Source organism: Paracoccus isoporae, from assembly GCF_900101865.1.
In the GTDB taxonomy this organism is placed as follows: Bacteria; Pseudomonadota; Alphaproteobacteria; order Rhodobacterales; family Rhodobacteraceae; genus Paracoccus; species Paracoccus isoporae.
This window is the reverse complement of the sequence record NZ_FNAH01000001.1, coordinates 287,349-312,339: the sequence shown is the minus strand read 5'-3', so window position 1 is coordinate 312,339 and position 24,991 is coordinate 287,349. Positions and strand designations below refer to the sequence as shown.

Annotated in this window: 26 protein-coding genes; 15 read left to right on the top strand and 11 right to left on the bottom strand. The window is 67.6% G+C overall.

Annotated elements, in window-relative coordinates; all coding sequences use genetic code 11:
- Positions 1-71: 71 nt before the first annotated feature.
- The 3 genes from rplI to rpsF are packed head-to-tail and all read right to left on the bottom strand — an operon-like array spanning position 72 to position 1,314.
- On the bottom strand, positions 72-689 hold the full coding sequence (gene rplI, locus BLT73_RS01535; protein ID WP_090520235.1) for a 50S ribosomal protein L9: 618 nt from the start codon (positions 687-689) through the stop codon (positions 72-74).
- Between the two features lie 12 nt (positions 690-701).
- A complete protein-coding gene (gene rpsR / locus BLT73_RS01530) occupies positions 702-929 on the bottom strand; it encodes a 30S ribosomal protein S18 (RefSeq protein ID WP_090520233.1) in 228 nt (75 codons plus the stop codon).
- 13 nt (positions 930-942) lie between these two features.
- Positions 943-1,314, bottom strand: a complete 372-nt coding sequence (gene rpsF / locus BLT73_RS01525) for a 30S ribosomal protein S6 (protein WP_090520231.1) — start codon at positions 1,312-1,314, stop codon at positions 943-945.
- Positions 1,315-1,544: 230 nt separating this feature from the next.
- On the opposite strand from rpsF, the gene BLT73_RS01520 reads away from it, so the two are divergent.
- From BLT73_RS01520 to BLT73_RS01500, 5 genes are all read left to right on the top strand, one after another.
- Entirely contained in the window at positions 1,545-2,333 is a 789-nt protein-coding gene (locus BLT73_RS01520) for a YceI family protein (protein ID WP_176804839.1), read from the top strand.
- Positions 2,334-2,449: 116 nt separating this feature from the next.
- The gene (gene speB, locus BLT73_RS01515) at positions 2,450-3,409 is read left to right on the top strand and encodes an agmatinase (protein WP_090520227.1); all 960 of its coding nucleotides are present in this window, start codon (positions 2,450-2,452) and stop codon (positions 3,407-3,409) included.
- Between the two features lie 136 nt (positions 3,410-3,545).
- Positions 3,546-4,598 carry a peptide chain release factor 1 gene (gene prfA / locus BLT73_RS01510; protein WP_090520907.1) on the top strand — a complete coding sequence of 351 codons (1,053 nt, stop codon included), beginning with the start codon at positions 3,546-3,548 and terminating at the stop codon, positions 4,596-4,598.
- The gene (gene prmC, locus BLT73_RS01505) at positions 4,595-5,455 is read left to right on the top strand and encodes a peptide chain release factor N(5)-glutamine methyltransferase (protein ID WP_090520225.1); all 861 of its coding nucleotides are present in this window, start codon (positions 4,595-4,597) and stop codon (positions 5,453-5,455) included. Before prfA ends, prmC begins: the two co-directional genes overlap by 4 nt.
- A 229-nt stretch (positions 5,456-5,684) precedes the next feature.
- Positions 5,685-6,488, top strand: coding sequence for a DUF4167 domain-containing protein (locus tag BLT73_RS01500; protein WP_090520223.1), 804 nt, complete (start codon positions 5,685-5,687; stop codon positions 6,486-6,488).
- 82 nt (positions 6,489-6,570) lie between these two features.
- Here the strand turns inward: BLT73_RS01500 and rsmA are convergent, their stop codons facing one another.
- The 6 genes from rsmA to lptF are packed head-to-tail and all read right to left on the bottom strand — an operon-like array spanning position 6,571 to position 14,267.
- Positions 6,571-7,419 carry a 16S rRNA (adenine(1518)-N(6)/adenine(1519)-N(6))-dimethyltransferase RsmA gene (gene rsmA, locus BLT73_RS01495; RefSeq protein ID WP_090520905.1) on the bottom strand — a complete coding sequence of 283 codons (849 nt, stop codon included), beginning with the start codon at positions 7,417-7,419 and terminating at the stop codon, positions 6,571-6,573.
- A 10-nt stretch (positions 7,420-7,429) separates the two neighbouring features.
- Positions 7,430-8,398: a 4-hydroxythreonine-4-phosphate dehydrogenase PdxA gene (gene pdxA, locus BLT73_RS01490; protein WP_090520221.1), complete on the bottom strand. Its 969-nt coding sequence runs from the start codon at positions 8,396-8,398 to the stop codon at positions 7,430-7,432.
- A 1-nt stretch (position 8,399) separates the two neighbouring features.
- A complete protein-coding gene (locus tag BLT73_RS01485; protein WP_090520220.1) occupies positions 8,400-9,668 on the bottom strand; it encodes a peptidylprolyl isomerase in 1,269 nt (422 codons plus the stop codon).
- 32 nt (positions 9,669-9,700) lie between these two features.
- Positions 9,701-12,034: an LPS-assembly protein LptD gene (locus BLT73_RS01480; protein WP_090520218.1), complete on the bottom strand. Its 2,334-nt coding sequence runs from the start codon at positions 12,032-12,034 to the stop codon at positions 9,701-9,703.
- Positions 12,034-13,134 carry an LPS export ABC transporter permease LptG gene (gene lptG / locus BLT73_RS01475; protein WP_090520216.1) on the bottom strand — a complete coding sequence of 367 codons (1,101 nt, stop codon included), beginning with the start codon at positions 13,132-13,134 and terminating at the stop codon, positions 12,034-12,036. The genes BLT73_RS01480 and lptG overlap by 1 nt, the downstream gene beginning before the upstream one ends.
- Positions 13,131-14,267 carry an LPS export ABC transporter permease LptF gene (gene lptF, locus BLT73_RS01470; protein ID WP_090520214.1) on the bottom strand — a complete coding sequence of 379 codons (1,137 nt, stop codon included), beginning with the start codon at positions 14,265-14,267 and terminating at the stop codon, positions 13,131-13,133. The genes lptG and lptF overlap by 4 nt, the downstream gene beginning before the upstream one ends.
- Positions 14,268-14,398: 131 nt before the next feature.
- Between lptF and BLT73_RS01465 the strand changes: the two genes are divergently transcribed.
- Together BLT73_RS01465 and BLT73_RS01460 are read left to right on the top strand one after the other, a co-directional pair.
- Positions 14,399-16,003 carry a leucyl aminopeptidase gene (locus tag BLT73_RS01465; protein WP_090520212.1) on the top strand — a complete coding sequence of 535 codons (1,605 nt, stop codon included), beginning with the start codon at positions 14,399-14,401 and terminating at the stop codon, positions 16,001-16,003.
- A 7-nt stretch (positions 16,004-16,010) separates the two neighbouring features.
- On the top strand, positions 16,011-16,463 hold the full coding sequence (locus tag BLT73_RS01460; RefSeq protein WP_090520210.1) for a DNA polymerase III subunit chi: 453 nt from the start codon (positions 16,011-16,013) through the stop codon (positions 16,461-16,463).
- On the opposite strand, the gene BLT73_RS01455 is transcribed toward BLT73_RS01460, so the two are convergent.
- The gene (locus tag BLT73_RS01455) at positions 16,460-17,032 is read right to left on the bottom strand and encodes a retropepsin-like aspartic protease family protein (RefSeq protein ID WP_090520207.1); all 573 of its coding nucleotides are present in this window, start codon (positions 17,030-17,032) and stop codon (positions 16,460-16,462) included. The two genes, BLT73_RS01460 and BLT73_RS01455, sit on opposite strands and share 4 nt — an antisense overlap.
- Entirely contained in the window at positions 17,029-17,643 is a 615-nt protein-coding gene (locus BLT73_RS01450; RefSeq protein ID WP_090520205.1) for a MarC family protein, read from the bottom strand. The genes BLT73_RS01455 and BLT73_RS01450 overlap by 4 nt, the downstream gene beginning before the upstream one ends.
- Positions 17,644-17,798: 155 nt before the next feature.
- On the opposite strand from BLT73_RS01450, the gene BLT73_RS01445 reads away from it, so the two are divergent.
- The 8 genes from BLT73_RS01445 (at position 17,799) to BLT73_RS01410 (ending at position 24,961) form a co-directional block, all read left to right on the top strand.
- The gene (locus BLT73_RS01445; RefSeq protein WP_090520203.1) at positions 17,799-18,068 is read left to right on the top strand and encodes a twin-arginine translocase TatA/TatE family subunit; all 270 of its coding nucleotides are present in this window, start codon (positions 17,799-17,801) and stop codon (positions 18,066-18,068) included.
- A 47-nt stretch (positions 18,069-18,115) separates the two neighbouring features.
- Positions 18,116-18,631 carry a Sec-independent protein translocase protein TatB gene (gene tatB, locus BLT73_RS01440; RefSeq protein ID WP_090520201.1) on the top strand — a complete coding sequence of 172 codons (516 nt, stop codon included), beginning with the start codon at positions 18,116-18,118 and terminating at the stop codon, positions 18,629-18,631.
- A 1-nt stretch (position 18,632) separates the two neighbouring features.
- Positions 18,633-19,484, top strand: a complete 852-nt coding sequence (gene tatC / locus BLT73_RS01435) for a twin-arginine translocase subunit TatC (RefSeq protein ID WP_425438793.1) — start codon at positions 18,633-18,635, stop codon at positions 19,482-19,484.
- Positions 19,477-20,319, top strand: a complete 843-nt coding sequence (locus tag BLT73_RS01430; RefSeq protein ID WP_090520198.1) for an ATP-binding protein — start codon at positions 19,477-19,479, stop codon at positions 20,317-20,319. Before tatC ends, BLT73_RS01430 begins: the two co-directional genes overlap by 8 nt.
- Before the next feature lie 75 nt (positions 20,320-20,394).
- Positions 20,395-21,627, top strand: coding sequence for a helix-turn-helix transcriptional regulator (locus BLT73_RS01425; RefSeq protein ID WP_090520196.1), 1,233 nt, complete (start codon positions 20,395-20,397; stop codon positions 21,625-21,627).
- A 69-nt stretch (positions 21,628-21,696) separates the two neighbouring features.
- Positions 21,697-22,074, top strand: coding sequence for a response regulator transcription factor (locus BLT73_RS01420; protein ID WP_090520194.1), 378 nt, complete (start codon positions 21,697-21,699; stop codon positions 22,072-22,074).
- Positions 22,071-22,328 (top strand): hypothetical protein, encoded by a 258-nt coding sequence (locus BLT73_RS01415; RefSeq protein ID WP_090520192.1) that lies wholly within the window; start codon positions 22,071-22,073, stop codon positions 22,326-22,328. The genes BLT73_RS01420 and BLT73_RS01415 overlap by 4 nt, the downstream gene beginning before the upstream one ends.
- A complete protein-coding gene (locus BLT73_RS01410; protein WP_090520190.1) occupies positions 22,325-24,961 on the top strand; it encodes an ATP-binding protein in 2,637 nt (878 codons plus the stop codon). Before BLT73_RS01415 ends, BLT73_RS01410 begins: the two co-directional genes overlap by 4 nt.
- Positions 24,962-24,991 lie beyond the last annotated feature (30 nt).

Sequence of the window (24,991 nt, the reverse complement as noted above, 5' to 3'; positions counted from 1 at the left end):
GTGGAATGCAAAAAAGCCGCGCCGGTGATCCGGCGCGGCCCTTGGCTGCGACTGGGTCGGAATCGGTGCGGTTACTCGCCCGAACCCGCCGTGGTTTCCGGCGCCTCGTTCACCAGCTCCTCGTCCTCGCGCGAGGCGGAGCCGATGTCGTCGAACAGCTCGGCAATCTCGAACTCGGCAGCGGCGTCTTCTTCCGCGGCCAGATCCTGGATCGACTTGCCCGATGCCTGAAGCTCGGCCTCTTCGTTGGAGCGGGCGACGTTCAGCGTGATCTCGGCCTCGACTTCCGGGTGCAGAACGACCTGAACTTTATGCAGCCCCAACTCCTTGATCGGCGCGCCGAGCACGATCTGTTTGCGATCGACGCTGTGGCCGGCCTCGTTGGCGGCATCGGCCGCGTCGCGCGGGCTGACGGAGCCGTAAAGCGCACCGGCATCAGAGGCCGAGCGGATGATGACGAAGGTTTCGCCGTTCAGCTTGTCGGCGACCTTCTGCGCATCGGCCTTGGATTCGTCGTTCTTGGCGACGAGCGCGGCTTTCTGCGCCTCGAAGGCGGCGATATTGGCGTCAGAGGCACGCAGCGCCTTGCCCTGCGGCAGCAGGAAGTTGCGGGCGTAGCCCTCCTTGACGCGGACGACATCGCCCATCGCGCCAAGCTTGGAGACGCGTTCCAGCAGGATGACTTGCATCGGTCTTCCTCCTTATTTCACGACATAGGGCAGCAGCGCCAGGAACCGCGCGCGCTTGATGGCCTGGGCCAGCTTGCGCTGGTTCTTGGCCGAGACGGCGGTGATGCGCGACGGCACGATCTTGCCGCGTTCGCTGATGTAGCGCTGCAGCAGGCGGGTGTCCTTGTAGTCGATCTTGGGGGCGTTATCGCCACCGAACGGATCGACCTTGCGACGACGGAAAAACGGTTTGTTTGCCATATTCTCGCTCTCCTCAGTTGTCGCGGTCGCGATCTCGACGCTCGCGGCGCTCGCCCCGCTCTTCGCGCTTCTGCATCTGGACCGAGGGGCCTTCCTTATGCGCGTCGACCTTGATCGACATCACGCGCATCACGTCGTCATGCAGACGGGCCAGACGCTCCATCTCCTGCACGGCGGCCGAAGGCGCGTCGGTGCGCAGGAAGGCGTAATGCCCCTTGCGGTTCTTGTTGATCTTGTAGGCGAGGGTGCGGACACCCCAGTATTCGCTGTCGACCACCTTGCCGCCATTATCGGCCAGCACGGTGGAAAAATGTTCGACCAGCCCTTCGGCCTGCGTGTTCGACAGGTCCTGGCGGGCGATCAGCACATGCTCATAAAGCGGCATGTCAGACCTTTCAGTTTCAGGCGGCTTCAACGGCGGGACACCCCTTCCGCGCCCCGCCACGAGAGGCTGCGCCGGTTTCGCGATTGCGGAAGGATGCGGCTTTATAGCGGCGAAACCCGGCAATGCAAGCCGATTCGCGTGGTGACCGGCCCGATCCGTGGCTGGAACCTCGCCAGAGGCGGGACGTTGGCTGCGGGATGCAGTATCCATCCAGTTTGAAGGAAACTTTGATGTTCACGATTTTTACCGCGACACCGATCCGCAAGCGCCATCTTCTCGCCGCAACGATCCTGGTGTCAATCGGGCACGGTGGCGCGGCATTCGCGCAGGAGACAGGGGCGACCGACAGCGCGGATGCGACGAACGAGGCCGCACAGCCGACCCAAGGCGCGGCAGAGGGCGAACAGACGGGCGGCGACTCCCCCGCTGCCACCGGGTCGGAGCCGCAGGCTGGCGCGCCGGTCATGTCCAAACCCGGCGATGACGACACCATGCCCGACGCCGGCAGCTACAGCTTCGATCCCGCCCATAGCCAGATCATGTTCAGCTATGACCATATGGGATTCTCGACCTCCCGCGGCTTCGTGAACGGTCTGGAAGGCACAATCACGCTCGATCCGGCCGATCTTGGTGCGGCCACGGTCGAGGCGTCGTTTCCACTCGACGCGCTGCGCACCGTCTCGCCGGAGTTGGACACACATCTGATGGGCCCGGATTTCTTCGACGTGAGCGGCGACACACCGATTGTCACTTTCGTCTCGACCGGCGTCGAGGTCGAGGATGACGACGAAGAGGCCCGCGTGACCGGCGATCTGACGCTGAACGGTGTGACGCGGCAGGTGACGCTGGATGTGGAGTTCAACGGCGCCGGGCTGGACCCGATCACGCAGCAGCCGACGATCGGCTTCTCCGCCGAGGGCGAGATCGACCGCTCCGATTACGGTCTGAGCGCCTTCGTGCCCGCGGTGGATGACGAGATCGAACTGGAGATCTCGGTGGAGGCAAAGGCCGACGGCTGAAGCTTTGACAGCGTGACTGCGTGGATGCGCGGGGCCGCCATCGCTCGGCCCCGTTTGGCATTGCACCGCACCGGCTGCCGGGTCATCTTGCACGCAAACGGGGGAAGGACGGCGACATGGCGCTCGAGGACGCGAAGAACCAGGTGGATCAGGCCTTTACGCGGCAGGACCCGCGGGGACTGAGCTTCGAGAATGCGTTCGGCGGCGCGACCTCGTTCTTGCGGCGGCGCTACACCAAGGATCTGGCCGGATATGATCTGGCCGTCACCGGCATTCCCTTCGACCAGGGGGTGACACATCGTCCCGGAACCCGCTTCGGCCCGCGCGCGATCCGCGAGGCGTCGGCACTGCAACCCTATGATCCGCCCTATGGCTGGGGCTATGATCCGTTGTCGACGCTGGCGATTGCCGATGCGGGCGACATGGCCTTCGACTACGCCAATACGCGCGAGGTGCCGCAGCGGATCGAGGCGCATATCGGCGGGCTGCTGGATCAGGGCGTGGGCACGGTAACGCTCGGGGGCGATCACTTCATCACCCTGCCGATCCTTCGGGCCTATGCCAAGCGGCACGGCCCGATTGCACTGATCCAGTTCGATGCCCATTCCGACAGTTGGGTCGATGACGACCCCGATCGCATCGATCACGGGACGTTCCTTTACAAGGCGATCCGCGAAGGCGTCGTCGATCCCGCGGCGAGCGTCAGCGTCGGCATCCGGACGGACAATCCCGACACGATGGGCGTCACCATCCTGGACGCGCGATCCGTCCACCGGGCCGGGATCGAGGAGACGCTGAACCGAATCCGCGAGGTCATCGGCGCGCGCCCGGTCTATCTCACCTTCGACATCGACGCGCTCGACCCCGCATTCGCGCCGGGGACCGGCACGCCGGTCTGGGGTGGTCTGGCCAGTTGGCAGGCGGCGGCGCTGCTGCGCGGCCTGGCCGGGATCCCGTTGCTCGGCGGCGATGTGGTCGAGGTCTCGCCCCCCTATGACACCACCGGCGCGACCGCGATCGCCGGGGCCCATGTCGCCACCGAACTGATCTGCCTTTACGGCTGGACCCGCCGCTGAGGGCGGTCGGGCGGCGGCTTCGCCACGCCCGATCTGTTGAATTGAGGTCTTGAACGCCGCGGGCTGCCCGAGATGCAAACTTGATGCAACCGCGTTTTGGCTTGACCTGCGCCATGCCGCGGTGCACTTCGCAGACATGCTTCCACAGGACCGTTTGTTGCAGATCATCCAGCGTTTCGAGTTTCTCGAGGCCAAGCTGAACGCCGGGCCGGCCGCCGATGAGATTGCCGAGATCAGCCGGGAATATGCCGATCTGAAACCGGTCGTCGATCAGATCGGTCGCTGGCAATCCGCGCGTGAGGGGCTGGAAGAGGCGCAGCTCATGCTGGCCGATCCCGATATGCGCGAGCTGGCCGACGAGGAGGTGACGCGGCTGAAGGCCGAGCTGCCGCTGCTCGAACAGGCGCTGCGGGTGGCGCTGCTGCCGCGCGATGCGGCCGATGCGCGGCCCGCGATTCTGGAGATCCGACCGGGCACGGGGGGCGAGGAGGCGGCGCTGTTCGCCGGTGATCTGCTGTCCATGTATCGCCGCCACAGCGAGGCGCAGGGTTGGGATTTCCAGTTGCTCGAGATGGCGCAGACCGAGCTGGGCGGTGTGCGGGAGGCGACCGTGCGCGTCGCCGGTGACGGGGTGTTCGCGCGTCTGAAATACGAATCCGGCGTGCACCGTGTGCAGCGCGTGCCGGAAACCGAATCGGGCGGGCGCATTCACACCTCCGCTGCCACGGTCGCCGTTCTGCCCGAGGCGCAGGAGGTCGATATCGAAATTCCGGCCGCCGATATCCGCATCGACACGATGCGGGCCTCCGGCGCGGGCGGACAGCATGTCAACACGACCGATTCCGCGGTGCGGATCACCCATCTGCCGACCGGGATCGTGGTCACCTCGTCCGAGAAATCGCAGCATCAGAACCGCGCCAACGCGATGGCCGTGCTGCGGGCGCGGCTCTATGACATGGAGCGGGAGCGCGCCGCGAGCGCGCGCGCGGCAGACCGGAAATCGCAGGTCGGATCGGGCGACCGGTCGGAGCGCATCCGCACCTATAATTTCCCGCAGGGGCGCATGACGGATCACCGGATCAACCTGACGCTCTATGCGCTCGACCGGGTCATGCAGGGAGATCTGGGCGAGATCATCGACGCCCTGACGGCGCATGACCAGGCGGAGCGGCTGGCGGCGCAGGAATGACCGGATTGACCGGGCGGGCGCTTCGTGCGCAGGCGCAGGAACGCCTGACGGTGGCAGGGGTGGCCGATCCGCGGCGCGATGCGACGCTGCTGCTGGCCCATGCGCTGGAACTTCTGCTGGGCAGACGGGTCGCGGCGCATCACCTGTCGGACCATCTCGACAGCCCCGCGATGAACGGGCTGCCGGAGATCTATGATCGGCTCGTCATGGCCCGCGAAGCGCGCCAGCCGGTCAGCCAGATCACCGGCAGGCGCGCCTTCTGGAACCATGAGTTTCGCGTCACGCGCGACACGCTGGACCCGAGACCGGAGACAGAGGTGCTCGTCGCCGCGGCGCTCGACCTGCCCTGGCGAAGCGTGATTGACCTCGGCACCGGGACCGGGGCCATCCTGATCTCGCTGCTGGCGGCACGAAAGGCTGCGCGGGGACTGGGGATCGACATCTCCGAGGCCGCGCTCGACGTGGCCCGCGACAATGCGGCACGGATCGGGGTCGAGGCGGAGTTCCGCACGGGCAACTGGCTCGACGACGTCACCGGGCCGTATGAGCTGATCGTGTCCAACCCGCCCTATATCGCGCGCGATGAGATGGCCGATCTCGCACCCGAAGTGTCGCGATGGGAGCCGGAAGGGGCGCTGACCGATGGCGGAGACGGGCTGTCTGCCTATCGCGCCATTGCCGCACAGGCGCGGCGCGTGCTGGTGCCGGGCGGGCATGTGCTGGCCGAGATCGGCTGGCAGCAGGGCGACAGCGTGCGCCGGATCTTCGAGGCTAAAGGCGCGGTGGTGCGGCTGATCCCGGATCTCGACGGGCGCGATCGGGTGGTCGGCGCGGTTTTTCCGCACGGAATGGATTGAGACATGCGGGAATCGGCAGATCTCCCCGGCCAGAGGCGGCAAATGCAGTTTTTGCTTGTATTGCAATCCCAGCCGTGCTTATTCGATCTGCGTGACGGTGGACCGGGTTCGCCGCACCAATCAGCCACGACATTGCTGAAGTCCAGGGCGCGGGTCACCCGCAACGCAATCGGACGCAGGCGACATGTGGCATGTCAACCATTCCAGATGACTGGATAAAGTCAGACAGATGAGATCTTCCAAATCCCGTTCGCGTTCGAAGTCGAACCGTCAGCGTTCGCTTGGCAACATCGTCAACCGCGTCTTCGATTCCTCGGGCCCAGAGGGCAAGGTGCGCGGCACGCCGCAGCAGATTATCGACAAGTACCTGACGCTGGCCCGCGACGCGCAGCTCTCCAATGACCGCGTGGCCGAGCAGGCTTTTCTTCAGCACGCCGAACATTACACCCGCATGCTGGGCGAGGCGCAGCGCGAACAGGCCGAGCGTCAGCAGCAGCATCAGCAAAACCAGCAGAACCACCAGAATCAAGGCAATCGCGGCGATGACGACCGTGAAGGCGGCGATGACGCGCCGCGCGATCAGGGCCGGGACGACCGCAACCCGCGCCGCGACAATCGCCCGGACCGGTCGGAGCGCCAGGACCATCGCGACGCCGCCAACGGTGCGCGCGGCGACGATGCGCAGCCGCCGGTGAATGGCCGCGACAACCGGCGCGCCTTGCGCGAGGAACAACCGCCAGCTGCGCCGGTTGACGCCGCCGGGGATGCGGCGGCGCCTGAGCAGGGCCAGACAGCGCCCGCGCAAGAGGGTGCAGACGCCGCGCCGCAGGGTCTGCCCGCTGCCATTGGCGAGGAATCTGGGCAGGTCGATACGCCGGAACAGGCGGCCGCGAAACCGGCCGCGCGCGGCCGCCGCGCCGCGTCCGCCGCACCGCGCGCCCGCGCACGCAAGACCGATCCGGCCCGGCCCGCCGCGGCCAAGAAGCCGCGCAGCAAGGACAGCAACGCGGCCTCGGACGCGCAGGGCGACTGATCCGGGAAAGCAGGTTTCAGCTCATGCTCAGGTCCGGCGCGGTGAAACGCGCCGGCCCAGTCGGTTCCGGGGTCCGGCCGCTTCAGCCCGTATTGCGGGCGAGAAGCAGGGACAGGCGGCAAAACTGTTCCACTCCGATTTCCTCGGCGCGGGCGGTGGGCGAGATGCCGGCCTCGGTCAGCACTGCCTCGATATCCGGGCGCAGCCCGCGCAGCGAGCTGCGCAGCATCTTGCGCCGCTGATTGAAGGCCGCGGCCACTACGCGCGACAATGCCGCCGCATCGGCGGGAAAGCGCGGCGCGGGCAGGGCGGTGATCTGCACCACGGCCGAATGGACCTTGGGGGCCGGCACGAAAGCCTCCGGCGGCAATGACATGACGATCCGCGCCTCGCTGCGCCACTGTGCGAGCACGGCCAGCCTGCCATATGCCTTGCTGCCGGGGGCGGCCACGATCCGCTCCGCCACCTCGCGCTGAAACATCAGGGTCAGCGATTGCCAGAAGGGCGGCCATGAGGGCGGGGTCAGCCAGCGGATCAGCAATTCGGTGCCGACATTATAGGGCAGGTTCGCCGCCACCCGGATCGGCGGGTTCAGATGCGCCAGCGGATCGATGTCGAGCGCATCGCCGTGGATCAGGCTCAAACGGCCGGGATAGGCTGCCGCGATCTGTTGCAGCGCGGGCAGGGCGCGGGCGTCCTTCTCGATGGCCAGAACATGGCGCGCGCCTTCGGCCAGCAATCCGCGCGTCAGCCCGCCCGGTCCCGGCCCGATTTCCAGCACGTCGCAGCCCGACAAATCCCTCGCTTGCCGGGCGATCTTGGCCGTCAGGTTCAGATCGAGCAGAAAATTCTGGCCAAGCTGCTTTTTCGCGCGCAAATCATGTTCGGCAATCACCTCGCGCAGCGGCGGCAGCCCGTCGATCGTGCTCATCCGCGCCGCCTCATTGCGCCTGCCGGGCCCGCGCAAGCTGACCGGCCATGCGCAGCGCGGCGATGGCGCTGTCGGGATCGGCTTGCCCGGTCCCCGCAATATCGAAGGCGGTGCCGTGATCGGGCGAGGTGCGCACGAAGGGCAGCCCCAGCGTGACATTCACCCCGCCGGAGAAATCCAACGTCTTCATCGGGATCAGCGCCTGATCGTGATAGGCGCAGATCGCCGCATCCCAGCGGGCGCGGGCGGGGGCATGAAACATCGTGTCCGCCGGAAGCGGGCCGCTGATGTCAAGCCCTTCATCCCGCAGCCGCGCGACGAGGTCGCTGATCCAGTCCTGTTCCTCGCGGCCCATCGCCCCGCCCTCGCCGGCATGGGGATTGAGGCCCGCGACGGCGAGGCGCGGGGCGGGCAGGCCGAAATCGCGGATCATGGCCGCGCGGGTGATGCGGATGGTCCGCTCCAGCAGATCCGGCGTCAGCGTCCGGGGCACATCGGACAGCGCGATATGGATCGTGGCGGGCACCACCCGGCAGGGCGGGTCCACCGTGGTCGAGGCGAGCATCATCGCGACATCGGCACCACCTGCGAGATGGGCCAGAAACTCCGTATGGCCGGGAAAGGCGAAGCCCGCACCGTCCTTCAGCGCCTTCTTGTGGATCGGCATGGTGCAGATCCCGGATGCCGCGCCGTCTCGGCAGAGTGTGACCGCACGTGCAATCACCTCGATCACGCCCGCCGCATTGGCCGGATCGGGTGTGCCGGGTCGGGCCGGCGCCGCGAAATCATGACGCAGCACAGCCAGGCCGTCGGCGGGCAGTTGCGCCAGATCCGTCACCTCGGTCCAGGCGGTGCCGTCCGGCAAATGCCGCGGATCGCCCATCCAGACAAACGGGACGGCGGCCCGATGCAGCGCGGGCGCCAGTTCCGGGCCGATCCCCGCCGGTTCGCCGCAGGTGACGATGATCGGGCGCGGCATCTCAGTTTCGCCGGATCACCGCATCCGCGCGCAACTCGGCCAGATAGGCGTCTGCTGCCTGGGTGATCTTGCGGTTGAAAATCTGCTCGCGCACCGACTCGCGCTCCGGCAGCGCGTTGGAATCGGCCGCCGCCACCGTCTCGCCATCGGTCGTCGTCGCGGTGGCCACCGGGCCGCTATCCAGCCCGGCCAGAAGCACCGGCGTGCGGTCGCACAGCATCACCAAATCTGCGGCGCCGCCACGATCGATCACTGTTGCTTCGTTCTCGTCAAGCGAAGCCAGCCGCACCGCGATCCCGCTGGGAATGCTGCCCTGACCGCCGGTGACGCGCTGCACCTGCTGGTCCGGCAGGCCGTTGGCAAAGACATACAGCTCCTCGCAGGAACGTGCCTGCGCCGCGACGCCCTGCGCCTCAGCCGTGCTGGCATAGGTGACCTGGAGATAGTCGAGCTGCTGCTCGCGCGCGCCGGGGCGCAATTCGCCGCGCGTGTCGCGCAGAAAGAACAGCACCACCGCGCCGGAGACGCTGAGCGGCGGTGTCATCTGGCCCGGCTGCAGACCCAGGATGATCGGCCGCAGCGACGGCGGCATGTTGTCAACGGCCATCCATTCCAGGCGCCCGCCGCGCGCCGCCGATGGCGTGGCGGAGAGGCGCCGCGCGGCGTCGGCAAAGGCGGCTTCGCTGCGCACCGACTGGGTCAGGGCCTCGGCCTGCGCCATGACTGCCTGTTCCTGTCCGGGCGGGGCGGGGATGATCAGCTCGGAGATCAGCACCTGCGTGACAAGCGGCGTCTCCACGATCCGCTTGAGCGCCTGATCCAGTTCGGCATCCGACACGGCGACACTGGGTGCGATGCGCTGCCTCACCACTTCGCGCCAGGCCACACCGGCTTTCACGAAATCGCGATAGGCCTGCCGCTCCACGCCGCTGCGTTCCAGCACCTGGATGAATTCGCCCGTGGACAGCCCGGCGCGGCCGGCAAATTCGGACAGGCCCTGTTCCAGCCCGACATCGCTGACCTCCACGCCGATCTGGCGCGCGGCCTCGTTGCGCAGCCGATCCTCGATCAGCGCCTTCTCGGCCGCGTCGCGGCCCTGCTCCGGCGCGTTCAACACCTGCATGAAACGCATGCGCTGCTGGATTTCGTATTCTGTCACAACGGCGTTGTTGACATAGACCACCGGCGAGAAGTCCTGCGCGAGACCGGGCGCCGCAACCGGCGCAGAGATCACCGCGGCAAGCGCGACGGAAAGAAAGAACTGCCGCATGAAGTCATGCCCCCTCATCATTTGGCGTCAATCTAGCGCAAGCAGCTTCGGCGCGCCACACTGCCCTTGCCTTCCGGCTGGCGGCCGAACCCGCCAAGCCGCACCGACAGGTCGAGATCGGTTTCCGGGTCGACTTCGGCCGTGTCGGTGAACCGGCGCGAGGCCGAGAAATCCACGCTGATGCACTCATTGCGATAGGCGATGCCGAACCCGGCGGTCTGGGCTCGGGTGTCGGCCAGGTCATAGCGGGTGTTCGCGGTGGCCCACCAGCCTTGCGCCAGTTGCCAGCCGACCTCTCCGGTCAGTTCGGACAGGTTGTCGTCCCGGCCCTCGAACTCGTCGGCCTTCAGCCAGATATGGCCGAGGCTCAGCTCCAGCCCCGGCCGCGCCCAGCCGATGCGCAGCTCGTCGCGGTTGATGCTGAAATTGTCGTCGAACAGCGCCCGGTTGGCGATGCTCAGCCCGGAATTATCGGCGTAGTGCCAGGCCAGCAGCCAGTCGGATTTGCGCCCGCGCAGTGGCAGCGGCGTGTCGTCCCCCGGTTCGGTCCGCTCGCGGAAGATACGCCCGCCCGCCAGCGACAGCGACCAGCCGGCCGGGTCGAAGCGCGTCCAGGTCACGCCGAGATTGGCCCGCAATCCGGTTTCCCGTGCGTCCCAGCCCGGATAGCGGGATAGCGCGAACAGGTTGCCCTCGTCGAACTCGATCTGGCGGCTGTCCTCGTTGGGGATCCGGTCACCGTCATCCTCATAGGGCGACCATACGAGCTGCGCGACGGGCTCCAGCACATAGGAGGCGCGACCGTCACTGCCGGTCAGCGGATAGCGCAGCGTCGTCGCGACCCAGGGCACGCTGCGGGTCTCGGTGTCGTCGAAGCGGGAATCGTCACGGATGGCGTAGATGTCGGCATCGAAGCCGAGCGCCGCCTGCGCCAGTACCCCGCCCGGCAGGATCTGGCTGCGCCGCCAGTCGAGGGCCAGCGAGGCGCGCGCGGCATCGCGGCCAAGCTGATCCTCACCGGACGGGCGGCGATGGGCGTGGGTGTTCCATTCCAGCCCGGCCTCGCCCCCCGCCAGGCGCCAGCGGCGGATCCAGCTCATATCGGCCACCTGCGCCGGCGAGGTGGAGTTGTCCTCATCGTCGCGCAGGGAATGGTAATTGCCCGCCCGCGCCCAGACCAGCTTGTTCCGGGTCACACGCTGAAGCGTCAGGCCGCTCCACAGCCGGTCGGCATCGCTGATGTCGTAATCCAGCAGATAGCCGTCATCGGAGGCGACCTGCAATTGCATCCCGAGCTGGTAGCCGCGCGGCAGCTCCCATTGCGCGGCGCCGAACAGATAGCCGCGCGTGTCCCCCTCTCGGATGTCGTCTCGGGTGATGGCCCCGTTCCACTCCGTCGCACCGTTCCAGAAGGCCTGTCGATAGCGCAGCATCAGGGTCCGGGTCTCGGACGCCGACAGATAGGGGGTGGCTGTCACATCGGCATGCGGGCCGAGCGTCCTGAAATAGGGCAGCATCACCCCGAAGCCGAGATTCGACGTGGTGCGGAAGCGCGGCCGCAGGAAACCCGACATCCGCTCCACCGTCGGATCGGGGGCGGTTACCGTGCCGGGCCAGGCCGCAATCGGCAGACCGAAAGCGCGCAGTTGCGGATGCTCGAAGATCAGGCGGTTTTCCTCGTCGTCATGGGTGATGCGCCGCGCCCGGATCTCCCAAAGCGGGGTCGGATCGGCGGCACAGACCTGGCAGGAGGACGCAACGACATTGTCGAGTCGCGTGAACCGGCCCTGCCCGGTGATCTCGACCTGAGAGGCGGCCATCTGCATTTCGCGGGCCAGAACCAGCCGCGCGCCGCGCAGCAGCCCTTCGCGCATGTCCTGGCTGAGCTGCGCCTCATCCGCGATCAGCACCGCCTCGTCCTCGGTCCCGGCCAGGCCCGGCCGGGTCAGGTGGATCGGGCCGCTGATCTTCATCTCGCCGCTGTCACCGTCATAGCGGACCCGGTCCGCCACCAGCCGTGCGCCCTGATACCACACGACAACGCCGCCGGATGCGGTCAGGCTGCGATCCTCTGACATGGTGATGTCGTCGGCCAGAAGCGTCGCGGCACCGCCATCCTCCGCCATGCCGTCGCCCGCGAAGGTGATCTGCCTGCGGGGCGGGCGAACGCTGCCGCTGAGCCGGCTGAGCTCGGTTCCGTCGGCATAGGGGGCTGCGGGATCGCGGTTTTCGGTCGGCGCGAGCGCGGGCCCCTGGCTGCCGTCATAGGCGGGATCGGTTTCCCACCAGGGCTGACGATCCGCGATATTCTGGCCGGATGCGGGCGCCGTCGCGAGGAGCAGCGATGCGAGCAGCAGTCTTTTCATCAACCATCCTCGAGTTGCAGCAAAGCGCCGACCGCGAACAGCAGCGCGACGACCGGAGGGGCCCAGCCCGCCAGCCAGGGCGGCACCCCGGCATTCTCGCCCAGGACCTGCGCCATGTTGCGCAGGAAGAACAGCGCGATCCCGGCGGCGAAGGCCATCAACACCAGACTGCCGGATTTGCGCCCGCGCATGTGGCGGATCGTGAAGACCGAGGCGATCACCACCATGGCTGCCAGGGTCAGCGGCAAGGCGAGTTCCATCTGCAGCCAGACCTGATGGCGCAGTGCCGAGAACCCGGCGCGCTTCAGCCCGGCGATATAGGAAGGCAGATCCCAGACCGGCACGGCCTGCGGGCTGCCGAACCCGTCGCGGATTCGGTCGGCGGTCAGCTCGGTCGGCAGGATCAGCTCCGCGCTCTGCCGGGCCTCCGCTTCCGGGTTCACGGCGTCGAGCGGCCATTCCTTCACCTCGCGCAGCGTCCATGCGCCGTTTCCGAGCGTGGCCTCCGCCGCCGAGATGCGCGTGGCCGGCCCGCTCTGCTGGTCGTAGATTACAAAGCTCGCATCATAGAGCGTGGTGGCATCCGGGCTGGTGCGGGCGGCGCGGATCATCATTTGCCCGCCTTCATCGCCGAGCGCCTGCCTGAGCCAGACGGCGTCCTCGCTCAGACTGACGGTCTGGGCGGTGCCGGACTGGAGCGCCGTGACCGCGGCGGAATATCGCGCCTCGGTCGCGGCAACCATCGGGTTCAGCACCGCCACCGCGAAGGCGCCGATCAGCCCGGCCATGACCGCCGGGGCCAGCACCGAGCGCAGACCGGACCGCCCCGAAGCGCGGATCGCCACCATCTCGGACGAACGCGACAGGCCCAGAAACAGCGTGATCGCGGCCAGCAGGCCGATCAGCGGCAGGATGCCGTAGAAACTGCCCGCGACCGACAGGGCCGACAGCCGCGCCGCGCCGCCCAGGCTGATCCCGTCATCAGAGAAGCGCCGGATCTGTTCGACCATGTCGATCAGCAGCAGGATGGCCAGGAACACGCCCGCCAGAAGCAGGAAGGCCCGCAGATACTTGTTGGCGACATAGCGGGCGAGCGTCATGCGGCCTCCACCGATGCGGTCAGCGGACCGGGCCGTCGCCGTCGCGCGGAGAGCCACAGCAATGTGGCGCAGATGCCGGCCCCGACGGCTGACGGCAGATAGACGAGCGGCCAGTAGCTCGCATCATCACCGGCGCGATTGGCCGTCCAGTTGGTCAGAAGCTGCACGAAGATCAGCGCGACGATGGCCCAGCCGACCTGCCGCCAGACCCCGAAGCGCGAAAACCCGCCCACCAGCAAGGTGGCAAATCCAAGCATCGCGGCCACCGGGGACAGAAGCGGCTGCGCCAGTCGCTCATGCGCCTCCAGCCGCGCGCGGGCGGCGGTCTGCCCGGTTGCAGCAAGCAGGGCGGCGTCGGGCGACAGCAGCCGGGCGGTGCCGTAATCGCGCAGATCGCGCCCCTTCGCGGCGCTGCCGCCGACCATGCTGGCCAGATCATAGGTCATGTCCTCGAACCGCGTCACCGACAGGCGCGGCGCATCATCATTGCTGCGCAGCGACTGCACCATGCCGCGGATCATCACCAGTTTCGGCCCGGCATCGGATTTCACGATCAGCGCCTGCTCGGCGCTGTAGGACGTGATGGACGACGCGTCGCGCGCATCCTCCAGGAACAGCCCCTCGATCTCGCCCTGCGCGGTAATGCCGCGGATGAACAGCGTCACGCCCTGCGCCGGATACTGGAAGATCCCGGGCTTCAGGAACTGCGCGGTCACGTTCTCGGCGATCTGCTCCTGGCGATCTGCCAGCCGGGCACGCGCCATGGGCACGATGGCATGGACCAGGATCGACACCATCAGCGCCACCATCATCCCGAACACGAGCACCGGCCGGGCCATCCGCCACGGCGAGAGCCCCGCCGATTGCATCGCCACCAGCTCGGATTCGCCCGACAGACGGTTCGTGCCATAGGCCGTGGCCGCAAAGGCCGCGACCGGCAGCACGATGGAGATCACCAGCGGCAGCGTCAGCAGCGTGAATTCCAGCACGACGAGCGCCGTCTGGCCGTCCGCGATCAACTGCTCGAACAACGAGACGGCCCGGTTCAGCCAATAGACCGCCACCAGCACAAGTGCGAAGAAGCCGAACAGGATCAGCATGAGCTTGAGAATGTAGCGGTCGATGCGGGTCATGCGCTGTCCTTCGGGCTGGCCCCTGATTAACGGCTGGGGCGCGCTTGGGGAAGAGCGGTGGTCGGCTGCGCCTCTGGCCAAGGGCGCGGGCCGGGGATAGGGTTTGCGGCAATGCAGACAGGAGTAGCCCCATGACCCAGCCGGTCGAGATCCGTTTCACCGAAACCAGCACGGAAAACCTGGCATCGCGCGCCGGCCGCATCGCGCTGATCGTCAGCAAGGAGGGGCAGCTTCCCGCGAAACTTCCGAAATCGGCGCGCCCGGCGATGACCCGCGCGGTCGAATCAAATGAGTTCGCCAAGCTGGAGCCGGGTCAGGCGCTGACCATGGCCTATCCGGGCGGGCTGGAAGCCGATGCGATCCTGCTGGTGAAACTGCCGAAAAAAGCCACCGTGGCGCAGGCGCGCAAGGCCGGTGCTTCGATCGGCGCGGCGCTCGGCAGTTCCGAGATGCTGGTGATGGCGGGCAACCACGCGCGTGCCGCGGACATCGCGCTCGGACTGGCGCTGCGCGGCTATGATTTCTCGATCTACAAGACCCGGCCGGATGCGGCAGAGGGCGAAACCGCTGCGCCCGCGCAGCAGCGCCCGCCGCAATCGGTGCAGGCGCGCGGCAATGGCGATGCGGTGCTGGGCGATGCGTCCGGCGCGGAACGTGCGCCCGATGCGCAGCCCGACGCGCCGCGTCCCGATCCGGCGCGCGCCAGCGTCACCTTCATGTGCGACAAGCCAGAGGCCGTGGCCAAGCAGGCCGGCGACCACGCCGCCGTGGCCGAGGGCGTGTTCTTCACCCGCGATCTGGTGAACGAGCCCGCGAATGTCCTGACCACCACCGATTTCGCCGATCGGCTGAAGGCGATGGAGGAGATCGGCCTGGAGGTCGAGGTGCTTGAAGAGGCCGAGCTTGAGAAGCTGGGGATGCGGGCGCTGCTGGCGGTCGGGCAGGGCTCTGAATCGCCGTCCAAGGTCGTGGTGATGCGGTGGAATGGCGGCAAGAAAAGCGATGCCCCGCTGGCGCTTGTCGGCAAGGGCGTGGTGTTCGACACGGGCGGCATCTCGATCAAGCCTGCCGCCGGGATGGAAGAGATGACCATGGATATGGGCGGCGCGGGCGTCGTGGCCGGGGTGATGCGCGCCGTGGCGCTGCGCCGCGCGAAGGCCAATGTCGTCGGGCTGGTCGGGCTGGTGGAGAACATGCCCGATGGTCGGGCGCAGCGTCCCGGCGACATCGTGAAATCCATGAAGGGCGACACGATCGAGGTCATCAACACCGACGCGGAAGGGCGGCTCGTTCTGGCGGATGTGCTCTGGTACGCGCAGACCGAGTACAAGCCGCGTGCCATCGTTGATCTGGCCACGCTGACCGGCGCGGTCATCATCGCGCTCGGCCATGAGCATGCCGGTATCTTCTCGAATGACGACGATCTTTCGGCGCAGGTTCTGTCTGCAGCCGAGGCGGAGGGAGAGGGTGCGTGGCGCCTGCCGCTGGCGCCTGCCTATGACAAGCAGATCGACAGTCGTCTGGCCGATGTGAAGAACACCGGCGGCCGGCCCGCAGGCTCGATCACCGCGGCGCAGTTCCTTCAGCGTTTCGTGCGCAAGGATCAGCCCTGGGTGCATATCGACATTGCCGGGGTGGCGCTGCCGCCCGGTGGATCGGATCTTGCGCCGAAAGGCGCCTCCGGCTGGGGGGTGATGACACTGAACCGGCTGATCAGCGACCAGTTCGAGGGCTGATCCCACAATGGGCAAGGCGCTGTTCTATCACCTGACCCGGTCCAATGCCGAGCGATTGCTGCCGCAATTGCTCGGCAAGGCGCTAGAGGCGGGTTGGCGGGTCGAGCTGCGCGGGCGCGACACGGAACGGCTGGCCCGGCTGGACGACGCGCTCTGGCTGGAGGAGGGGTTCCTGCCGCATGGCATGGCGGGCGGTCCGCATGATCCCCGCCAGCCGGTGCTGCTGCGCGACGAGACGGCGCCTGAGGCGGCAAATGCGCCGGACTGCCTGATGGCGCTCGATGGCTGCGAGGTCACGCCGGAGGAGGCGGAGGCGCGCCAACGGGTCTGCATCATCTTCGACGGCAATGATCCCGAGTCGCTCGACCGGGCCCGCGCGCAGTGGCGCGGTCTCACCTCCGGCGGGGTCGTGGCGGAATACTGGTCCGAAGCCGGCGGACGCTGGGAAAAGAAGCGCTAGCGCTCCAGCACCATCGTCTCGCCCTCGAAGCTGACCCGCGCGAAGCGGCGCAGATAGGTCATGCCCAGAAGGGACACGTCCAGATCACCTTCGACCACGCTGGCGGGCACATCACCATCCACGATGTCGCCGATCCTTACCTCGTCGATCCGCACCGGCGCGGTATAGACCGTGCCATTTGCGGTCGAGGCCATGTTCACATAATCCAGCGATCCCGGCGCCAGCCCGATCCGTTCGGCATCGCGGCGGCGCAGCGCGATTTCGGAGGCGCCGGTATCGACCATGAACCGGACCGGGGTGTCGTTCAGCCGCAACTCGATGCGGAAATGCCCGTCATTGCCCATCGGCAGCTCGATCCGGTTGCCCTCGATGCGCTGCGGCGGGGCGACATTGCGGCGGATATCCTCCCACAGCCCGAATCCCGCGACCAGGCCGAGAAAGATCAGCCCCCAGGCCAGCATCTGGCGCAGCGACTTGCCGGGCCGGGTGCGGAACTCGACCAGCATATATCCGCTGATCGCGATCAGCAGCAGCACGAGGTAGGCGACGCGGGGGATCTGGTCGCTCATCCGTAGAGCCCCGTTCCGCGCAGCCCGTCGATGATGAACTGCACCGACAGGGCCGCGAGCAGCATCCCCAGCAGGCGGGTCACGACCATGGTTCCGGTGCGGCCCAGCACGCGCGACAGCGGCCCGGCCAGCACGAACAGCATCATGGCGAGCGCCAGCACCGAGGCCATGACCAGCAGGATCATCGCCGTATGCAGTGTGGACTGCTCCTCTCCGACCAGGAGGATCATGGTGGCCAAGGCCCCCGGTCCGGCCAAAAGCGGCGTGGCCAGCGGGAACACCGACGGATCAGTGTCATTCTCGGCGGATTGCCCCTCCCGCCGCTCGGTGCGGCGCTCGAACAGCATGTCGAGCGCGGTCAGAAACAGCAGGATCCCGCCGGCGATCTGGAAGGCGGGCAGCGAGATGCCGACGAAGGACAGGATCGAATCGCCGGCCAGCCCGAACAGCGTCAGCAGTACGGCGGCGATGGCCACGGCGCGCCAGCCGATGCGGCGGCGCTGCGCGTCGCCCATCCCGGTCGTCAGCGCAATGAACAGAGGCGCCAGCCCGACCGGGTCGATGACGACGAACAGCGTGACGAAGGCAGTGACAATCGCGGCCGGATCCATGCGCCGGTTATGGCGCAGCCCGACGGCTCTGCCAAGTCATCTGCGCAACCCGCAGATGTCCCGGTTCTTCGCGCATCGGGGCTTTGCAAATCACCCCCGAACACCCTAGATGTGTTGCGTCACCGGGCCGAACTTGCCCGTGAAGGGAGCAAAACATGCTGAACAATATCGGTCTGCCCGGCATTCTCTTGATCGCTGTCGTGGTGCTTGTCCTGTTCGGGCGGGGCAAGGTGTCCTCGCTGATGGGAGAGGTCGGAAAGGGCATCAGCTCGTTCAAGAAGGGCGTCAAGGAGGGCAGCGACGAGGTCGAGAATTCCGGCCGCGAGCTGACCGAGGACATGAAGCGCGAGGAAGCCGGGCGCGACGAGAAGCTGCGCGACGTGACCCCGCAGCACCGCGTGCCGGACGACAAGAACCGCGTCTGATCGCCGCCTGACGGCGGGATCCTGTCGCATTTGCCGAGGGGCGCCTGATGCTGGATATCGGCTGGACTGAGCTGCTGCTCATCGGGGTGGTCGCGCTGATCGTCGTCGGTCCGCGCGACCTGCCGCATATGTTCCGCGCCCTTGGCCGGATCACCGGCAAGATGCGGTCCATGGCGCGCGAGTTCTCCCACGCGATGGAAGATGCTGCCCGCGATTCGGGTCTGGACGAAGCCAGCAAGTCGCTGAACGATATCCGCAACGTGACCTCGAAACGCTCGCTCGGTCTCGACGCGCTCGACCGGGCGGCGGACAAGTTCGAGAAATGGGATCCGAAGCTGCCCGCCTCACGCGGCGGGGCGACGCCCGATCCGGCCGCCAGGGGCAAGGTGCCTGCTGAAGGCGCGACACCGGCGTCGACGGCCCCGTCCCCCAGGGCCGCTCCGGCCGGGGCTGCGAAACCGGTCAGCAGCGCGCCCGCAACGTCGCGCGACAGCGACGACGAGCACGCCACCAGCCAGCGCCGCCTGCACGCGGTCCGGCGCAGCGAATCGAAGGATGGCTGAGGTGAGCAGCAAGACCGATCCCCGCGAGGACATCGACGACAGCTCGGCGCCGCTGATCGAGCATCTGGCGGAGCTGCGGACCCGGCTGATCTGGTCGGTTCTGGCCTTCGTCGTGGCGATGGTGCTGTGTTACACGGTCTGGAACCCGATCTATAACTTCCTGACCCAGCCGATCTGTTCGGCGCTCGATCAGCGGGGGCAGGAATGCGGCCTGATCCTGCTGAAGCTGCAGGAGGGCTTTTTCGTCGCCATCCAGATCAGCTTTCTGGGGGGCTTCATCCTGTCCTTCCCGATCATTGCCTTCCAGCTCTGGCGGTTCGTGGCACCGGGGCTGTATCGCAACGAGAAGCAGGCGTTCCTGCCGTTCCTGATCGCATCGCCGGCCATGTTCTTCCTGGGCGCGGCCTTCGCCTATTACGTCATCCTGCCCATGGCCTATGATTTCTTCCTGGGCTTCCAGCAGGGGCCGCTGGCGCTGCCAGATGACCCGGACGCCGCCCCGAGCAACAGCATGGCGGGTATCGTGTTCCAGGGATCGGTTAGTGAATACCTGGCCCTGACCACGAAATTCATCCTGGCCTTCGGGCTGTCATTCCAGCTTCCCGTGGCGCTGACCCTTCTGGGCAAGGCAGGGCTTGTGTCGTCAGAAGGGTTGGGCAGCATGCGCAAATACGCGCTGCTGCTCATCCTGGTGCTGGCGGCCATCGTGACCCCGCCCGACGTGGTCAGCCAGGTCGTGCTGTTCACGGTGGTCTATGGGCTCTACGAGATCTCGATCCAGCTTGTCCGCCGGATCGAAAGGCGCCGCGACGAGGAACTCCGCGCGCAGGGGCTGCTCGACGACGATGAATGACGCCACGCTGACCCGCATTGCCGAGGCGCTCGAACGTCTGGCCCCGGCGCCTGCCCCCGCGCCCAGCTTTTCCGAGGCCGACGCCTATATCTGGCATACCGGGCCGGACCGGCTGGAACCCGTGCCGAAGGTGAATCGCGTCGATCTGGACCGGCTGGTGGGCATTGACCGGGCGCGCGACACGCTGCTGGCGAACACACTGCAATTCGCGCGCGGACATGCGGCCAATAACGCCCTGCTCTGGGGGGCGCGGGGCATGGGCAAATCCTCGCTGGTCAAGGCCGCCCATGCCGAGGCGGTGGCGCAGGGTCTGCCGCTGGTGCTGGTCGAGATCGCGCGGGAGGATCTGTCCAGCGTCGGCCGTCTGCTGAACGTGCTCGGCGCCACATCCGACCGACGCTTTCTGCTGTTCGCGGATGATCTGTCGTTCAGCCATGACGACACGCAGTATAAATCGCTCAAGGCGGTGCTGGACGGCGGCGTGGCAGGCCGGCCCGACAACGTGATCCTCTATGCCACGTCGAACCGCCGTCACCTGATGCCGCGCGACATGATCGAGAACGAGCGGTCGACCGCGATCCATCCCGGAGAGGCGGTGGAGGAGAAAGTGTCGCTCTCCGACCGCTTCGGTCTGTGGCTGGGCTTCCACCCCTGTGCGCAGGACGAGTATCTCGAGATGATCCGGGGCTATTGCGACGCGGCCGGGCTGAAGATCGACCCCGATACGCTTCAGGCGGAGGCGATCGAGTGGCAGGCGACGCGCGGCGCGCGCTCGGGCCGGGTGGCGTGGCAGTTCTTCACCGATCTGGCCGGACGTCACGGCCTGTCGCTGTAAATCCGGGCCGCCGGTGTAAATCCGGCGCGGCCGCAGGGGCTTGCGCGCGCCGCAGCCTTGCGACTTGATGAGCGGATGAGCCAGCCAAGCACCCCGCATCGTGTGACAGCCGGAGCCCGGATCCGGGAACGCCGCCTGTCGCTCGGGCTGACCCAGGCCGATCTGGCACGCAGGGCGGGCATATCGCCGGCCTATATGAACCTGATCGAACATGACCGGCGCAACCTGACCGGCCATGTCCGCGCAGGACTGGCCGACGCGCTCGGCATCTCCGAGGCGGAACTGGAGGCCGGGCGGGAGGAGGCGCTGTTGCACGGTCTGCGTGTCGCCGCGGCGAGGGATGTTCCCGCCGAAATCGCCATCGAGACCGAGCGCATGGCCGAATTCGCGACGCGCCTGCCGGGATGGGCGGGGCTTGTCGTGGCGCTGTCGGAACGTGCCGAGGCGCAGGCCAGGCGGCTGACCGATCTGTCGGACCGGATGACCCAGAACCCCTATCTTCTGGACACGGTGCACGAAGTGCTGTCTGCCATCACCTCGCTGCGCTCGACCGCCTCCATCCTGGTCAAGGAACCGCAGATGGACGCCGCCTGGCGGGAGCGGTTTCACGGCAATCTGGATCAGGACAGCCTGCGGCTGTCGGTGACGGCGCAGGCGCTTGTCGCCTATCTGGACAGTTTCGAGCAGGATGCCGGGCTGATGACCCCGCAAGAGGAGTTCGAGACCTGGATCGCCGAAGGCCGGCCCGATGGTGGCCCCGCCTCTGATGCCGCGCGCGCGCTTGCCGAAAGCTGGGCGGAGGCGGAGGCCGCGGACCGGCTGCGCCTGCCGGATCAGGTGCTGGCGCCGCTCCTTGGCGGCGACCCGTTCGCCCTGGCGGCGCGGACCGGCGTGCCGCTGGATCTGATTTTGCGCCGTCTGGGCCTGTCGGAACCGGGCTCGGGGCTGATGATCTGCGACGGGGCGGGCGGCGTCACCTTCCGCAAGGCGGCCGGGCAGCAGGAGGCGGCGCGGCCCGGCGATCCCTGCGCGATGCTGCCGATCTTTGAGGCGCTCGGCCAGCCCGGAACCCCGCTGCAGCGGATCATCGAGACCGAGACCGGCGATCTGCTGGAGGCGACGGCGGTCGCCACGCGGATGCCGGCGGATCACCCCGGCGGCACGGTGCTGGGCCGGGCGGTGATGCTGCTGCGTCCCGCCGCAGAGCCGGAACCGCCCTTCGTGCCTGTCGGTCCGACCTGCCGCATCTGTCCGCGGCAGGGCTGCAAGGCCCGCCGCGTCCCGTCGATCCTGCTGGCCGGCGCGTGACGGGCGGCGAGACGCGCTTTGACAGGGGCGCCCCGCGCGCCTAATCCGGTTGGGGAGGAGGGGCCGCGCATGTCTCATGTCATCGATATTCTGCTGATCGAGGACGAGCCCAATATTGCCGAGGCGGTCCGCTTCATCCTGTCGCGTGATGGCTGGTCGTTGGCGCATTGGCACGAGGGTGGCGAGGCGCTGTCGCAGATTGCCCACCTGCGGCCGAAGCTGATCGTGCTGGACGTGATGCTGCCCGCCCGCTCCGGCCTGGAGGTGCTGGAGGCGCTGCGGGCGGATCATGCGCTCCGCCATCTGCCGGTGCTGATGCTGACCGCGCGCGGAATGTCCGGGCGCGGCGGGATCTCCTCAAGCAAGGCGGACCGGGTGCTGGCCAAGCCCTTCGACAATGACGAGCTGCGCCGGATCGTCCGGGACATGCTGGGGGCGCCTCGATGAGCTTGCCCTCCGACCGCCCGATCTTTCTCGAACGCAGCGCCTATCGCCGCCGCAGGCTGGGCGATGCGGCGAAGCTGTTTCCGGTGGTGACGCTGTGCGCCCTGCTGGTGCCGGTCTGGCTGGCACCGGCGGCGTTATCGGGGGCAGGCGGGGTGATCTGGATCTTCTCGCTGTGGCTCACCGTGGTCATCGCCTCGGCGCTGCTGCATCGGCGGCTGGCGCGCAAGCCGAAACCGGCGGACCCTGACGCATGAGCTTCGATGCGCTTGTCGTCGCGGCGCTGATCTATGTCGGGCTGCTCTTCGGAGTGGCCTGGGCGGCGGATCGGGCGGCGGCGCGCGGCCGCACCGGCTGGACCGATCGCCCGGTCGTCTACACGCTGTCGCTGTCGGTCTACTGCACGGCCTGGACCTTTTACGGCGCGGTCGGCAATGCCAGTCGGAGCGGGCTGGAATTCGCCACAATCTACCTCGGCCCGACCGTGGTTCTGGCCGGAAGCTGGTGGGGGCTGCGCCGGCTGGTGCGGGTGTCGCGCATGCACCGCGTCACATCGGTGGCCGACCTGATCTCGGCCCGGTTCGGCAAGTCCAATCCGCTCGCCGCCCTCATCACGCTGATCGCGCTGATTGCCGCCACCCCGTATCTGGCCCTGCAACTGCAATCCATCGCGCTGTCCTTCGCGGCTTTCGGCCCCGGCGACACGCTGCCGGGACGGCTGGATCTGTGGGTCGCGGGCGGGTTGTCCGTGTTCACCATCCTGTTCGGCACCCGCAACCTCGCCGCAGATGAGCGCCATCACGGCGTGGTGATGGCCATCGCCGTTGAAGCGGTGGTCAAGCTGGTCGCGTTCCTGGCGCTCGGGATCTGGGTGGTCTGGGGGCTGGCGGGCGGTCCGGCCGATCTGCTGAGCCGCATCGCGGAGCATGCCGCCTCTGCCGAGGCGGAAGGCTGGGCGTTGCGCCCGGATCGCTGGACGGCGCTGATTGCCGTGTCCGCAGCCGCGGTGCTGACCTTGCCGCGCATGTTTCAGGTCATGGTGATCGAGCCTGCCGACGAATCTCCGCTTAGCTCGGCCGCCTGGGCTTTCCCGGCCTATCTGCTGGCCATGTCGCTCTTCGTGCTGCCGATTGCCGTTGTCGGGCAGGATCTTTTGCCGGCAAATGTCTCAGCCGATCTCTACGTGCTGCATCTGCCGATGTCGCAGGGGGCCGACGGCCTGGCGCTGCTGGTATTTCTGGGCGGGCTGAGCAGCGCGACCTCGATGGTCATCATCAGTGCGATCGCGCTTGCCACGATGATTTCCAACCACTGGCTGGTGCCGATGATCCTTGCGCTGCGCCGCGTCGATCCCTCCGACACCGTTCAGGCCGATATTCGCGGCCCGTTGCTGGCGTCGCGCCGTATCGCGATCCTGGCGGTGATCGGGCTGGGCGCGGGCTATCAGGCGGTGGGCGGAGGGCAGGCGCTTGCGGCGATGGGAACGGTGGCCTTTGTCGGCGTGGCGCAGTTGCTGCCCGCCATGCTGGGCGGGCTGCTGTGGCGGGGGGCGACGCGGATGGGGGCCTATGCCGGGATCTCGGCCGGGGGGACGGTCTGGATGGCCCTGGTGTTCCTGCCCTCGCTCGGCGTATCCTCGGAACTTCATTTCGGCCCGGTTGACCCGCTGGCCGCGGCGGTCTTCATTTCGCTGGGTTTGAACACCGTGCTGTTCACCTCGGTATCGCTCATCACGCTGCCCGATCCGCAGGAACGCCTGCAGGCGTTGTCCTTCGTGCATGCCGTCGCACCGGAGGCCGCCGCGGCCGCCGCCCCGCCCAGATCCGATGGCGCGGCGCGGGCCGAGGCGCTGCTGGCGCTCGCGCGGCGGGTCTGGGGCGGGGACGAGGCGCTGCGCGTCTTCCGCGCCGAGGCCGAGCGGCAAGGCAAATCGGGATTCCTGCCGGATGTGAATGCGGGTTTCCTGTCGCGGCTGGAGCGCAGGCTTGCCGGCGCGGTCGGCACCGCCACGGCGCATGCCATGCTGGCGCAGGTTGCCGGTCAGCGTCCGACCACCATGGCCGAGCTGATGGAGGTGGCAGGCGAGGCGCAGCGCGCCAAGCAGCGCGCACAACAGCTCAAGGACGATTCCGACGAGCTGGCCCGAACCGCCCGCCGACTCCAGGAAGCCAATGACCGGCTCTCGGCGTTGTCAGTGCAGAAGGACGCCTTCCTGGGCCAGATCAGCCATGAGTTGCGCACGCCGATGACCTCGGTGCGGGCGTTTTCCGAGTTGCTGAAGCTGCCGGATATTGCGGCGGATGACCGGGCGCGCTTTGCGGGGATCATCCATGACGAAGCGTCGCGGCTGACGCGGCTGCTGGATGATCTGCTGGACCTGTCGGTGCTGGAAAGCGGCCGTGCCCGGCTGTCGCCGGCGGTGGTCAATCTGCACCAGCTCATCTCGCGGGCATTGGAGGCGAGCTCCGCCGCCAGCCAGGATCAGGGCATGACCGTCGACCGTGATCTGCCGGCCGAGCATCTGATGGTCATCACCGATCCCGACCGGCTGTTGCAGGTGCTCATCAACCTGATCGGGAATGCGCGGAAATACTGCGACGCGGCCCGGCCGCGCCTGACCATCCGGGTCCGCCAGGCGGGCGGCGGGGCACAGATTGACATCATGGATAACGGATCCGGCATCGCCGCAGACCAGCAGGACATGATCTTCGAGAAATTCGCCCGGCTGAACGATCCCTCGCGGGCGGGCGGGGCCGGGCTGGGCCTGGCGATCTCGCGCAACGTGATGGACGCGCTCGGCGGCTCGATCACCTATCTGCCGGGGCATGACGGCGCCGCGTTCCGGCTGGACCTGCCGCAGCATCCGCCGGATTTCGGTGCAGCTCCGTAAACCGAAAATAAAGCTGCGTCGTGCAGGTTT